The 13431-nt window shown below is 60.3% G+C and carries 13 protein-coding genes; 6 read left to right on the top strand and 7 right to left on the bottom strand.

Annotated elements, in window-relative coordinates:
- Nucleotides 1-25 precede the first annotated feature (25 nt).
- The 4 genes from HBO41_RS24035 (at nucleotide 26) to gcvH (ending at nucleotide 4502) form a co-directional block, all read left to right on the top strand.
- Nucleotides 26-1030: an extracellular solute-binding protein gene (locus HBO41_RS24035; protein WP_169987995.1), complete on the top strand. Its 1005-nt coding sequence runs from the start codon at nucleotides 26-28 to the stop codon at nucleotides 1028-1030.
- 180 nt (nucleotides 1031-1210) lie between these two features.
- Nucleotides 1211-2827 (top strand): iron ABC transporter permease, encoded by a 1617-nt coding sequence (locus HBO41_RS24030; RefSeq protein WP_017135274.1) that lies wholly within the window; start codon nucleotides 1211-1213, stop codon nucleotides 2825-2827.
- Nucleotides 2828-2983: 156 nt separating this feature from the next.
- Nucleotides 2984-4066 (top strand): glycine cleavage system aminomethyltransferase GcvT, encoded by a 1083-nt coding sequence (gene gcvT / locus HBO41_RS24025; protein ID WP_017135275.1) that lies wholly within the window; start codon nucleotides 2984-2986, stop codon nucleotides 4064-4066.
- A 52-nt stretch (nucleotides 4067-4118) separates the two neighbouring features.
- Nucleotides 4119-4502: a glycine cleavage system protein GcvH gene (gene gcvH, locus HBO41_RS24020; RefSeq protein WP_017135276.1), complete on the top strand. Its 384-nt coding sequence runs from the start codon at nucleotides 4119-4121 to the stop codon at nucleotides 4500-4502.
- A gap of 74 nt (nucleotides 4503-4576) precedes the next feature.
- On the opposite strand, the gene HBO41_RS24015 is transcribed toward gcvH, so the two are convergent.
- The 6 genes from HBO41_RS24015 to HBO41_RS23990 form a co-directional block, all read right to left on the bottom strand.
- On the bottom strand, nucleotides 4577-5719 hold the full coding sequence (locus HBO41_RS24015; protein WP_056860748.1) for a DegT/DnrJ/EryC1/StrS aminotransferase family protein: 1143 nt from the start codon (nucleotides 5717-5719) through the stop codon (nucleotides 4577-4579).
- Nucleotides 5720-5880: 161 nt separating this feature from the next.
- Complete coding sequence (locus HBO41_RS24010; protein ID WP_017135278.1) at nucleotides 5881-6195, bottom strand: DUF2388 domain-containing protein; 315 nt, start codon at nucleotides 6193-6195, stop codon at nucleotides 5881-5883.
- Nucleotides 6196-6264: 69 nt separating this feature from the next.
- Nucleotides 6265-6711: an NfeD family protein gene (locus HBO41_RS24005; protein WP_017135279.1), complete on the bottom strand. Its 447-nt coding sequence runs from the start codon at nucleotides 6709-6711 to the stop codon at nucleotides 6265-6267.
- Nucleotides 6712-6721: 10 nt separating this feature from the next.
- Nucleotides 6722-7642, bottom strand: coding sequence for an SPFH domain-containing protein (locus HBO41_RS24000; RefSeq protein WP_017135280.1), 921 nt, complete (start codon nucleotides 7640-7642; stop codon nucleotides 6722-6724).
- Nucleotides 7643-7719: 77 nt separating this feature from the next.
- Nucleotides 7720-9414: a GspE/PulE family protein gene (locus HBO41_RS23995; RefSeq protein WP_169987993.1), complete on the bottom strand. Its 1695-nt coding sequence runs from the start codon at nucleotides 9412-9414 to the stop codon at nucleotides 7720-7722.
- A gap of 82 nt (nucleotides 9415-9496) precedes the next feature.
- Nucleotides 9497-9835, bottom strand: a complete 339-nt coding sequence (locus tag HBO41_RS23990) for a hypothetical protein (protein WP_017135282.1) — start codon at nucleotides 9833-9835, stop codon at nucleotides 9497-9499.
- Nucleotides 9836-9962: 127 nt separating this feature from the next.
- Here HBO41_RS23990 and HBO41_RS23985 point away from each other — a divergent pair, with 127 nt between their 5' ends.
- A complete protein-coding gene (locus tag HBO41_RS23985) occupies nucleotides 9963-10433 on the top strand; it encodes an Lrp/AsnC family transcriptional regulator (protein ID WP_003195279.1) in 471 nt (156 codons plus the stop codon).
- Between the two features lie 310 nt (nucleotides 10434-10743).
- On the opposite strand, the gene HBO41_RS23980 is transcribed toward HBO41_RS23985, so the two are convergent.
- Nucleotides 10744-12111, bottom strand: a complete 1368-nt coding sequence (locus tag HBO41_RS23980; protein ID WP_138453563.1) for an inorganic triphosphatase — start codon at nucleotides 12109-12111, stop codon at nucleotides 10744-10746.
- A gap of 158 nt (nucleotides 12112-12269) precedes the next feature.
- Between HBO41_RS23980 and argE the strand changes: the two genes are divergently transcribed.
- Nucleotides 12270-13418, top strand: coding sequence for an acetylornithine deacetylase (gene argE, locus HBO41_RS23975; RefSeq protein WP_017139546.1), 1149 nt, complete (start codon nucleotides 12270-12272; stop codon nucleotides 13416-13418).
- Nucleotides 13419-13431 lie beyond the last annotated feature (13 nt).

The following is a 13431-nucleotide window of genomic DNA, read 5'->3' as shown; positions in this document are numbered from 1 at the left end:
TTTTTGCAAATGAGAGACCGCACCCATGTTGGCACCCAAGCGCCTCCTGACTGCCCTGGCACTCACCCTTATCGGCAGCACCACCGTGCAGGCAGCCGACGAAGTCGTGGTCTACTCCTCGCGCATCGACGAACTGATCAAGCCGGTGTTCGATGCCTACACCAAAAAGACCGGCGTGCAGGTGAAGTTCATCACCGACAAGGAAGCCCCGCTGATGCAGCGCATCAATGCCGAAGGCGAGAACGCCACGGCTGACCTGTTGCTCACCGTGGACGCCGGCAACCTTTGGCAGGCTGAGCAAATGGGCATCCTGCAGCCGTTCACCTCGGCGGTGATCGACAAGAATATTCCGCTGCAATATCGCTCCTCTAACCACGCCTGGACCGGCTTGAGCCTGCGTGCACGGACCATCGCCTATTCCACCGACCGGGTAAAACCCGGTGACCTGACCACTTACGAAGCCCTGGCCGACAAGCAATGGGAAGGCCGCTTGTGCCTGCGCACGGCGAAGAAGGTCTACAACCAGTCGCTGACCGCCACCCTGATCGAAACCCATGGCGCGGCCAAAACCGAGGAAATCGTCAAAGGCTGGGTCAACAACCTGTCCACCGACGTGTTCTCCGACGACATCGCGGTGCTGGAGGCGATCAACGCCGGGCAATGCGACGTGGGCATCGTCAACACCTACTACTACGGCCGCCTGCACAAGCAGAAGCCGGATTTGGCGGTAAAACTGTTCTGGCCGAACCAGGGCGACCGTGGCGTGCACGTGAACCTGTCGGGCATTGGCCTGACTAAGCACGCGCCGCATCCGGAAGCGGCCAAGGCATTGGTTGAGTGGATGACCACGCCTGAGGCGCAGCAGATCTTTGCCGATGTGAACCAGGAGTTCCCGGCCAACCCGGCGGTGCCGCCATCAGCAGAAGTGGCGACCTGGGGCAAGTTTGTGGCTGACACCTTGCCGGTGGAAGTGGCAGGCAAGCGCCAGGCTGAGGCTATCCGCCTGATGGATCGCGCCGGCTGGAACTAACTACAATTTGCAGGCAAGCGCCGAACTAAATGTGGGAGCGGGCTTGTGTGGGAGCTGGCTTGCCTGCGATAGCATCACCCAGGTGTAACTGACACACCGAGGTGCTGCTATCGCAGGCAAGCCAGCTCCCACATTGCTTTGTGTTCACCTTGAATTTTTTACCAACCTGAGAGCTAGCCCTTGGCCCACCCCGCCCAACGCCGCTGGTACCTGCCGGTCTTCAGCGTCGCCGCCCTGGTGCTGTTGCCGCTGAGTGTGCTGTTGCTGTCCTGGCAAAGCATTGATGCGCAAATCTGGTCGCACCTGTGGGACACCCAGATGCCGCGCCTGATGGGCAATACCCTTACTTTGGTGCTGGGCGTCGGTGTGGGTGTGACCCTGCTGGGCGTGAGCCTGGCCTGGTTGACCAGCCTCTGCGAGTTTCCTGGGCGGCGCTGGCTCGATTGGGCCTTGATGCTGCCTTTTGCCATTCCCGCCTACGTACTGGCCTTTGTGTTTGTCGGCCTGCTGGATTTCGCTGGCCCGGTGCAAAGCCTGCTGCGTGATTGGTTCGGCACCGGCCTGCGGCTGCCGCGCGTGCGCTCCACCAGCGGCGTGATTATCGTGTTGGTGCTGGTGTTCTACCCCTACGTCTACCTGCTGGCGCGCACGGCGTTTATTGCCCAGGGCAAAGGGCTGATGGAGGCGGCACGTGTGCTCGGGCAATCGCCCTGGCAAGCGTTCTGGCGCGTCGCGCTGCCCATGGCACGGCCGGCGATTGGTGCCGGCGTGGCCCTGGCCTTGATGGAAACCCTGGCGGATTTCGGCGCGGTCTCGGTATTCAATTTCGACACCTTCACCACCGCCATCTACAAGACCTGGTACGGCTTTTTCAGTCTTTCCAGCGCTGCCCAACTGGCCAGCCTGTTGCTGCTGGTGGTGATGCTGGTGCTGTACGGCGAACGGCGAGCCCGCGGTGCCAGCCGCCCAAGCAACGAGCGGCCACGGGGCCAGGCGTTGTATCACTTGCGAGGGTTCAAGGCGGCAGCGGCCAGCACGTGGTGCGGGTTGGTGTTCGCCTGCGCCTTTGTCATCCCCATGCTGCAACTGGTCGCCTGGTTCTGGCAGCGCGGCCGCTTCGACCTGGATGAGCGCTACACCGGCCTGATCGTTCACACCCTTTACTTAGGCGGTATCGCGGCGCTGATCACGGTCAGCGTGGCGTTGATACTCGCCTTCGCCAACCGGCTGGCGCCGACACGGGCGATTCGCTCTGGTATCAGCCTGGCTAACGTCGGCTATGCCTTGCCGGGTTCGGTGCTGGCGGTGTCGATCATGTTGGCATTCAGCTACCTGGACCGAGAGCTGGTGGTACCGCTCTCGGGGTGGCTCGGCGGCGCGGGCAAACCCTTGCTGCTTGGCAGCCTGTCGGCACTGGTGCTGGCCTATCTGGTGCGCTTTCTGGCGGTGGCCTACGGGCCGTTGGAAAACAGCCTGGCGCGAATCCGCCCGTCGTTGCCCGAAGCGGCACGCAGTCTCGGGGTGAGCGGGCCACGACTGTTTTGCAAAGTGTATCTGCCGTTATTGCTGCCGGGCACGTTGAGCGCGGCGTTGCTGGTGTTCGTCGATGTGCTCAAGGAAATGCCCGCAACCTTGCTGATGCGCCCATTTGGCTGGGACACCCTGGCAGTTCGCATCTTTGAAATGACCAGTGAAGGAGAATGGGCGCGAGCCTCGTTGCCGGCGCTGACCCTTGTGCTGGTGGGGCTGCTGCCGGTCATCGGCTTGATCCGACGCTCTGCGCGGCAAATCGGTTAGGTGCCAGTCCTACGGCTTGCGGCTACAATGCGCGGCATTCGGTGCGCTTCGTCTTTCGGAGCGAGTCGCTGGGCGTGGCTGCAGGCCTTGTAATTCAAGGTGTTCAGCGCAAACAGCAGCTCCGCGCACCTTCGCCAAGCCCGGAAGGAGAAACCCATGGGACAGCGTACGCCTCTGTATGACCTGCATCTCGCCCTCGGCGCGAAAATGGTCGATTTTGGCGGTTGGGATATGCCTCTGCACTACGGCTCGCAAGTTGAAGAACACCATCAGGTGCGACGCGACTGCGGGGTGTTCGATGTATCTCATATGACCGTGATCGATGTCACCGGCCCTCAGGCCAAGGACTGGCTCCAGCACCTGCTGGCCAATGATGTCGATCGTTTGCATGGCTGCGGCCGTGCGCTCTACAGCGCCATGCTCAATGAGCAGGGCGGCGTGGTGGACGACATGATCGTCTACCGCACCGAAGCCGGTTACCGGTTGGTGGTCAACGCAGCCACCCGCGACCAGGATATGGCCTGGATGCAGGCGCAACTGGGCAACTATTCGGTGCAACTGCAGGAGCGGCCCGAGTTGGCCATGCTCGCCATTCAGGGTCCCCATGCCCGGCAGAAAATCGCCGAACTGGTCACCCAGTCGCGCAGCAACCTGATTCATCAACTCAAGCCCTTTGAAGGCCAGGCGGACGGTGACTGGTTTATCGCCCGTACCGGATATACCGGTGAAGACGGCCTGGAAATAGTCCTGCCTGCCGATCAGGCGCCAGGCTTTTTCAACGACCTGGTCGGCGCGGGTATTTCACCCATTGGTCTTGGCGCCCGCGATACCCTGCGCCTGGAAGCCGGCATGAACCTGTATGGTCAGGATATCCACCAGGATGTTTCGCCCTTGGCGGCTAACATGGCCTGGAGCATTGCCTGGGAACCTGCCGGTCGCAACTTCATTGGTCGCAGCGCGCTGCAAGCAGAGCTGGCGGCGGGTGTGCAGTACAAATTGGTCGGGCTGGTACTGGAGGAGCGTGGGGTTTTGCGCGCTCACCAAGTGGTTCGTATCGCCAATGTTGGCGAAGGAGAGATCACCAGTGGTAGTTTCTCTCCTACGCTGAGCAAATCCATTGCCCTGGCGCGCGTACCGACGGCCACCGCCGATCGGGCCGAAGTGGAAATCCGCGGCAAGTGGTACCCGGTTCGAGTGGTCAAACCGACCTTCGTACGCCATGGCAAAACCTTGATCTAACTATTTCCGGCAGGCCAAAGGCCGCTGACATTTCTTCTTGAGGACACAGATTATGAGCGATATCCCAGCTGACCTGCGTTTTGCCGAAAGTCACGAATGGGCCCGTCTGGAAGCCGACGGCACTGTGACCGTCGGGATTTCCGACCATGCACAGGAAGCGTTGGGTGATGTGGTGTTTGTTGAGCTGGCGGAAGTTGGCGCCCAGTTTGAAGCTGAAGGCCAGGCTGGCGTGGTTGAGTCGGTGAAGGCTGCTTCGGATATCTACGCCCCGATTGCTGGCGAAGTGATTGCCGTCAACGAGGAACTGAGTGGCAGCCCTGAGCTGTTGAACACCGACCCTTACGGCGCCTGGATCTTCAAGCTCAAGCCAAGCAACCCGGCCGATCTGGAAAAACTGCTGGATGCTGCGGGTTACAAAGCTGCCATCGGCGAGTAAACACGACACAAATCAATGTGGGAGCAGGCAAGCCAGCTCCCACAGTTGATTGTTGCAAGCCAACGCTTTTTTGTTTAACCCGCTTTCAATACCGCTTTAACCGCCGCAACCGACCGCTCTACGTCCGCCTCTGTCATCGCCGTGAACATCGGCAACGACACGATCAAACGCCCAACACGCTCCGACACCGGGAACATGCCTTCCTTGAAACCCTGTGCCCGATACAGGCTCAGCAGGTGGATCGGCGGGTAGTGATAGCCAATGCCGACGCCATGCGCCTGCATCTGTTCCATGAAGGTGGCGCGTGCCGGCTTGCCATCCTGACGCTCCGGCAATACCAGTTGGAACAGGTGCCAGTTGCTGTTTTCGAAGTCTGCCGGTGGCAGTTGTGCGCCGTATTGCGCTTCGAAATCACTGCCGAAGCATTTGAAGTAGTGGCGCGCCAGGTTCTGGCGATGGGCAGTGATCTTCTCGATATGAGCGAACTGGCCCAGGCCGATGGCTGCGGCAATGTCGGTCATGTTGAACTTGCCGCCCAACACATCTACGTCCAGGCCATCGAAACCCGTGCGGGTAACGCCCTGCAAGCGATATTTCTCGGCCAGGCGGGCTTCTTCGGCATTGTTCAATACCAGGCAACCGCCCTCGGAAGAGGTGATGTTCTTGTTGGCCTGGAAGCTGAAGGATACAAAGTCGCCGGTTGCGCCAATGCGTTCGCCATCCCAGCTGGAACCCAGTGCCTGGGCGGCGTCTTCGACGATACGCAGGTTGTACTTGTTGGCCAGTGCATACAGCATCGGCATGTCCAGGGGCAGGCCCGCCAGGTACACCGGAATGATCGCCTTGGTACGTGGGGTGATTGCAGCTTCTACTTGGGCCAGGTCGATATTGCGGGTTACCGGGTCGATATCGGCAAATACCGGCGTGGCACCGACTTCCAGGATCACGTTGGCAGTGGCGACCCAGGAGATCGGCGTGGTGATGACTTCGTCCCCTGGGCCAATCCCGGCGATGCGCAAAGCAATTTCCATGGTGCAGGTGCCGGAGTTGAACGTCCGCACCGGCCGGCCGCCAAAGTATTCCGACAGCTGTGCTTCGAACGCCTGCACTTTTGGCCCGCTGGTGATCCAGCCCGAGCGCAGTACATCGCCGACCGCCGAGATGGTGGCTTCATCAATGGTAGGTTTGGAAAACGGCAGAAAGGGCTGTTGGCTCATAACGACGAAGGCATCCGTTTCAGATAGGCGATGAGTAATAAACGTATCAGTACCGCATGGTTGCACGGTTCGACTGAATATAGCCTGTCACACGTGAATGAATCGTCATGTTACGAGCAAAAAAATGCCGCTCCCAAAGAGCGGCATTTTTTATGGGCGCTTTACTCGGTCACAGCGTTTTTCGCGAGGATAGCGTTGGCCAATTCCATATCGGTGGCCTTGAGGCCTGGGTTGTCAGCGCGGACTTTCTGCATGGCGGCTTCCAGGTATGGACCGCGGATGCCGCCGTCGCTGGCAACAAAGCTGCCTGCGTCGTCTTGGGCGGCAACCACCAGCTTGTGGTCCTTGAAGGTCAGGTACGTCGAGCCGGTAGTAGCGCCCGATGAAATGACATTACGCCAAAAGCTGTCGGCCATGGCTGAACCGACAGGAAGGGAAAGCACAGCGAGGGTTGCGACAGCATATTTGAAACGCATGATGGGTGACTCCGACTGGGTTATCTGAACAGTTTGATTGTAGTTAGCTCAGTCGAGTTCCATCACTGACTAAACAGTTTCGACCTGTAAAACCACGCCGTCCTGACCAATGACACGTACTTGAGCGCCTATCGGGGTATCCGGGCCAGTGGCCATCCACACGCCATCACCGACTTTTATCTTGCCCCGGCCATCGACGATGGCCTGGTGCACCACAAACGTGCGGCCAACCAGCTCCGAGCCACGCATGTTCAGCCCCGGCTGGTCGCTGACCTTGGCGCTGCTGCGTTGGCGTTTCCACCAATAGACGGCGGTCAAAATCGACAGCACGGCGAACAGCAGCAGTTGCCATTCCAACCCCAGCGGCGGCACCACGAACTTGATCACGCCTACAGCGGCAGCGGCGATGCCCATCCACAGCAGGTAACCGCCGGCGCCGAACACTTCAAGAATCAACAGCACCGTGCCCAGTGCCAGCCAATCCCAGAACGACAGATGCTGCAGGAATTCCCACATGGCAGTTGCCTCAGCCTTTCTTATTGTCGAAGGTTGCCTTGACGATTTCGCCGATGCCACCGACGGCGCCAATTACCTGGCTGGCTTCCAGCGGCATCAGGATGACTTTGCTGTTGTTGGCCGATGCCAGCTTGCCCAGGGCATCGATGTATTTTTGCGCGACGAAGTAGTTAACCGCCTGCACGTTGCCCGACGCGATGGCCTCGGAGACCACTTGTGTGGCACGGGCTTCGGCCTCGGCCTGACGCTCACGGGCTTCGGACTCCAGGAAAGCCGCCTGGCGACTGCCCTCGGCCTCAAGGATTTGCGCCTGTTTTTTACCTTCGGCCGTCAGGATCGCCGATGCCCGCAGGCCTTCGGCTTCCAGGATCTGCGCACGCTTGATCCGCTCGGCTTTCATCTGGCCGGACATGGCGGCCATCAGGTCGGCAGGCGGGCTGATGTCCTTGATCTCGATGCGGGTGATCTTGATGCCCCACGGCGCCGTGGCTTCATCCACGGTACGCAGCAGTTTTTCGTTGATGCCGTCACGCTGGCTCAGCATGGCATCCAGCTCCATGGAGCCAAGCACGGTGCGGATGTTGGTTTGCAGCAGGTTGCGGATGGCGTGCTCGAGGTTATTGACCTCGTAGGCGGCCTGGGCGGTGTTGACCACCTGGAAGAAGCACACGGCGTCGATCTGCACGGTGGCGTTGTCGGCGGTGATCACTTCCTGCGGTGGAATATCCAGCACGCTTTCCATCACGTTTATCTTGCGACCGATGCGGTCCATGATCGGAATAATGATGTTGAGGCCGGGCTTGAGTGTGTTGGTGTAGCGGCCGAAACGCTCGACAGTCCACTGGTAGCCCTGGGGCACCACTTTAAAGCCCATGAACAGGATGGCAACGGCCAAACCCACGAAAAGAAGCAGTACGGTTCCGATCTGCATAGCGATTCCCTATCTGATGGTGTCAGTGATGCGACGTGTGGCCGATTGTAACGGCCCAGTCACGGATAAGGACGGTTTCACGGGCCAACAATCAAATCATTTGTTTCTGAATCCCCAGGCGTTACCCGTAATACCTCTGCCAGGGTGGTCAGCCCGGCGTTCACTTTGTCGATACCAGCCATGCGCAGGCTGCGCATGCCTTGCTCCACTGAGGCCCGGCGTAGAGCCTGCACGTCGGCACCTGGGGTGATCAGCGCCTTGAACGCCTCGCTCATCGGCATGATTTCGTAGAGCCCGGCGCGGCCTCGATAACCACTTTCGCGGCATTCTGCACAGCCGACAGCTTCATGCGCGGTGCCCGGCGCGCCCACCGCGCGTTTGCAGTGAGGGCATAAAAGCCGCACCAAACGCTGCGCCATCACCCCTATAAGGGTAGCCTTGATCAAATAATGAGCAATGCCAAGCTCCTGCAACCGGCTGATGGCGCTGGGCGCATCATTGGTGTGCAGCGTCGACAGCACCAGATGCCCGGTCAATGCGGCCTGAATCGCCATTTCTGCGGTTTCCCGGTCACGGATCTCACCGATCATGATGATATCCGGGTCCTGGCGCAGCAGGGCGCGGACGCCGCTGGCGAAGGTCAGGTCGATGTTGTGTTGCACCTGCATCTGGTTGAAGGCCGGTTCAATCATTTCAATCGGGTCCTCTACCGTGCACAGGTTGACCTCGCGGGTTGCCAGTTGCTTGAGCGTGGCGTAGAGGGTGCTGGTCTTGCCGGAGCCGGTTGGCCCGGTGACGAGGATGATGCCGTTGGCCTGGCCGGTCATGGCGTGCCAGCGTTGTTGGTCGTCATCTGACAAACCAAGCTGGTCAAAATCTTTCAGCAGCACCTGTGGGTCGAAAATCCGCATCACCAGTTTTTCACCAAACGCTGTTGGCAAAGTCGAAAGGCGCAGTTCCACCTCTATGCCCGCCGGGCTTTTGGTCTTGACCCGGCCGTCCTGGGGTTTGCGTTTTTCCGCGACGTTCATCCGACCCAGGCTCTTGAGGCGGCTGACCACCGCCATCGTGACCTGAGGCGGAAACTGATACACATCGTGCAGCAGCCCGTCGATGCGAAAACGCACGCGGCCTTGGTCGCGACAGGGTTCGACATGGATATCACTGGCCCGCTGCCCAAAGGCGTACTGCAACAGCCAGTCGACGATAGTGACGATATGCGCGTCATTGGCATCCGGCTCCTGATCGCTGGCGCCGAGGCTGAGCAGTTCGACATTGCCGGCCACTGTCGCCTTTTGATCGGCGCCGCTGACGGATTTGGCCAAGCGGTAGAACTCGCCGATGCAGCGCTCAATAGCCTTGGGGTTGGCGACCACGCGCTTGATCGAGCGCTTGAGCACCTGTGCCAACCCGGATTCCCAGTCGCGGACATGGGGCTGGGCGCTGGCGACGGTGACGGTCTGCGCATCCACGGCCACCGCCAGGATCCCGTGGCGCTGCGCAAAGGCGTGGGACATCAATGGCACTACCGTTGCCACGTCTATCTTGAGCGGGTCGATACGCAGATAAGGCTGCCCGACCTGCGTGGCCAGCCATTGCGTCAAGGTTTCCAGGCACAGCCCGTGGGCTGCGATGGATGCCAGAGGGTGTTGCTGGGTAGCGGGCGCCGCCGCCAGTGAATGTGCCACCTCTGCGGTTATCAGCCCTTGCTCGACCAGCGTCGGCAGCAACTGATGCAGTTCCAGGCGGTGAGTGTGCAAGGCGGTAGGCATGGGCATTTCCTGGCAGGCGTCGGGTGTAAACCCAGGCTAGCCTGCCTCCGAACATCCACCTCCCGATGAGTATTGCCGGCTTTTACAGGCTGGCCGCCGTCATCGCTGCGGGCCGCAGAGAGTCAGCTCGCCACACTTCCAGCGAGCAGACGCTGATAAGGTTTCTAATCTTTTCACCGATCACCTGGGCGCGGTGCCAGCTCAAACCGTCCATGACGATATCAATGTTCAACAGGTCGTCTTCACGGCTCACATTGACCTGTTGCGGGGTCAGGAACTGCAAAGCGAAATAGTTGAGCACCCGGCACAGCACGTCCGGCTCGGCCTCGGCGACGATCTGATAATGCGCCTGGCAATGGGCGCTGTTGACAGCCCAGGCGTCGACGCGTGCGGGAGTGTGGGTGGTTTCGACGGCGTGCATGCTGACTCTCCAAATTCGACTGGAGAAATTTTTACATTCGCGGGCGGAGATTTCTTATCTAAGATGGGCTCTATCTGCGATTTATTGAATAGAACAATTCAGGATAAGCACATTCAAAGGTATTTTTATGCACAGTGAGTTGGACGCCTACGACCGCCGTATCCTGGCGCTGCTGCAAGAGGATGCTTCGCTGTCCAGTGCTCAGATCGCCGAACAGGTGGGCCTGTCCCAGTCGCCGTGCTGGCGGCGTATCCAGCGGCTCAAGGAGGAAGGGGTGATTCGCGGCCAGGTCACATTGCTGGACCGCAAGAAGATCGGCCTTAACACGCAGATTTTTGCCGAGGTCAAACTCAACGCCCACGGCCGTTCCAACTTCACCGAGTTCACCGAAGCGATTCGCGGGTTTCCGGAAGTGCTGGAGTGTTATGTGCTGATGGGTGCGGTGGATTTTCTGCTGCGCATCGTCACCTCGGACATCGAGGCGTATGAGCGGTTTTTCTTCGAGAAGCTGTCGATGGTGCCGGGGATTCAGGAGGTGAACTCGATCGTGGCTTTATCGGAGATCAAGTCCACCACCAGCCTGCCAGTCTTGCGTTGATAAGGCCTGCCTCATCGCGGCATAGGTATCTACACAACCGGTTAGTGGCCAGTGGGCTGTTGTGGCGAGCAGGCTTGTCCTGCGTTGGGCCGCGAAGCAGCCCCAAACCCAGACACTGAATTCTTTCAGGAAAATTGCAGTGCCTTTACTGGGGCCGCTTCGCGGCCCAACGCAGGACAAGCCTGCTCGCCACAGGAGAAATCGGCTGCCTTCAGAAGTTGTGTAGATACCTATGCTCATCGCGGGCAAGCCCGGCTCCCACATTGGAATGCATTCTCCTGTGGGAGCGGGCTTGCCCGCGATAGCGATCTTACAGGCGCAGCAGGGTCTTCCAGGCCCGGTTCTGATACACCGCAATCGCCTGATGCATGCGCGCATCCAGCGATTCATCGGTGATCGGCTGGTTGGCCAGCAGCGCCAACTTGTTCAGTTCGCCGTACAAACGGTCCAGTTCCGGGATGTCCACCACGTTACGTGCGTGGTGCAGCCAGGCCTGGATGCGCTCGATGCGCGGCAGTTGCTCGGCCAGGTCTTCCGGTTGCTGCTGATAGCGCGGCAGTTGCAGGGCGACGGCGTCGTCAGCCAGCAGGCGTGGCAGCCAGTTGGTGATTTGCGCGGCGCCCTGGCGGTTGCCACGCACATTGCGGTCGGTGGTCCAGGCGCGGGCCAGCAGCCAGCGCGAGGTGTTCAGCGAGAACAGGCCCCAACGCACGTCTTCAAGTTCTTCGGCAAACTGTTCCGGCGCGGCCTTGCGGATGTCTTCATCGTCGTCACCGGCCTGCACCAGTGGGCGCCAGTCTTCCAGCAACGCGTCCAGCGCACTGCGCAGTTCGCTGGTGGATTGACGCGGCGCGGCCTGGCCGAGGCTGCCGATCAGGGCGCGCAGCTCACCGAGGTTTTCGACCCAGTCCTGCAGCAGACGCCAATGACCGTTGAAACGGTATTGCTCAGCCAGACGCTGGCTGCTGCCCAACAGGTGCCACATGATTGCGGCGAAGGCGTCGTCCAACGGCATTTCGGCGTGGATCTGCGGGGCCGGCAGGCTCAGCGAGTAGCTGCTGGCGTCGTACAGGCGGTAGCCGCGCTCGGCCTTGCTGATATCGCACGGCATCAGCGCCAGGGTCGCGGCCAGTTCGGCGGCCAGTTCCAGCAGGGCAGCCGGTTCGCCTTCGCGCAGTTCCAGTTCCAGCTCGCAGATTTCTTCTTTCTGCTTGCCGACCACCACATGGCCCAGGTCCAGGGCGGCTTCGATCACCACCTTGGCCTTGCCACGGCCCCAAGCGATTTCGGCGCGCTCACGCACGAAATCGGTGGTGAAGATTGGCTTGAGGGTCTTTTTGTCCAGCTCGGCCAATTGCTCGGGCCAGCACTCGCCGTCGAGTTTCTTCACATCGAGCTTGGCTTTGGGCAGGTCCCAGTTGTATTCATTGCGTTCCGACAAGCCGGCGACGCTTTGGCCGCGGGTCTTGAGGGTCTGGATGATGTCGTCACCGTCCTTGCGCAGGCGCAGGGCGACTTTGGCCTGGGCCAGGTCGCGTTCAGGGGTGTCGAAGTACTGGTTCATCAACTCACGGCGTTCCCAGCCACTTTTGTTGCGTTTTTTCAGTAGCGGGTGCTCACGTAGCGCGGCGAGGGTTTCGCGGCTGACGCGGAGCTTGATTTCGGTTTCTTTCTGCATGGCCGGAAAATCCAGGATCGGGAGCGCAGCCGGGGAAATGTGTGGCTGCCAAGGTCGTGCAGTGTACAGGACTGAGCCCGGCAACGTGCCGCAACGGTTTATTGTGTCGTGCAGATGGTTCTATAGTGGGGCTCATCCGGGAAGTTGAGAGGCCGCGCATGCCGTTACCGTCCATGAAACAGCAATTCGCCGCGCTGATTGCCGCGCCGTCGGTCAGTTGCACCCAAGCGTCTCTCGACCAGACCAACCGCCCGGTCATCGACCTGCTCGCCAGTTGGCTGGGCGACCTGGGTTTTGCCATCGATATCCAGCAAGTCAGCCCCGGCAAGTTCAACTTGCTCGCCAGTTTCGGCAGTGGCCCCGGCGGGCTGGTGCTGGCCGGGCATAGCGATACCGTGCCGTATGACGCCGCGCTGTGGAAGACCGATCCGCTTAAGCTGACGGAAGTCGACGGCCGCTGGGTAGGCTTGGGCAGCTGCGACATGAAGGGTTTTTTTGCCCTGGCCATCGAAGCCGTGCTGCCCTTGCTGGATCAGCCGTTCAAGCAACCTTTGCTGATCCTCGCCACCTGCGATGAAGAAAGCTCGATGTCCGGTGCTCGTGCACTGGCCGAGGCCGGGCGCCCGTTGGGCCGTGCGGCGGTTATTGGTGAGCCGACGGGGCTCAAGCCGATCCGCCTGCACAAAGGCGTGATGATGGAGCGCATCGATATTCTGGGCCAAAGCGGCCATTCGTCGGACCCAAGCCTGGGTCATAGCGCCCTTGAAGCCATGCACGACGCTATTGGCGAACTGCGTGGCCTGCGCCTGGCCTGGCAGCGTGAGTACCGCAACCCGCAATTCAGCGTGCCGCAACCGACCATGAACTTTGGTTGCATCCACGGCGGCGACAACCCCAATCGCATCTGCGGCCAATGCTCGCTGGAATTCGACCTGCGGCCGTTGCCGGGGATGGACCCGCAGGTACTGCGCGCCGCCATTCGTCAGAAGCTCGAACCCTTGGCGGAGCGTCATAAAGTCAAGATCGACTACGCACCGTTGTTCCCCGAAGTGCCGCCGTTCGAGCAGGCCGAAGATGCCGAGCTGGTGCGGGTGGCGGAACGATTGACCGGTCATCGTGCGCAAGCAGTAGCGTTCGGCACCGAAGCGCCTTATCTTCAGCGCCTTGGTTGTGAAACCCTGGTGCTCGGCCCTGGCGATATCGCCTGTGCTCACCAACCGGGCGAGTACCTCGAAATGTCACGCTTGACGCCTACAGTGCGTCTATTGCGGGAACTGATCGAGCATTACTGCCTGAAACCTGCATAAATTAACCCCTGCC

The sequence above is a fragment of the Pseudomonas sp. WS 5146 genome (assembly GCF_012985495.1).
GTDB classification, from domain to species: domain Bacteria; phylum Pseudomonadota; class Gammaproteobacteria; order Pseudomonadales; family Pseudomonadaceae; genus Aquipseudomonas; species Aquipseudomonas edaphica.
The sequence above is the reverse complement of the archived record's forward strand: the minus strand, read 5'-3'. Positions and strand labels throughout refer to the sequence as shown.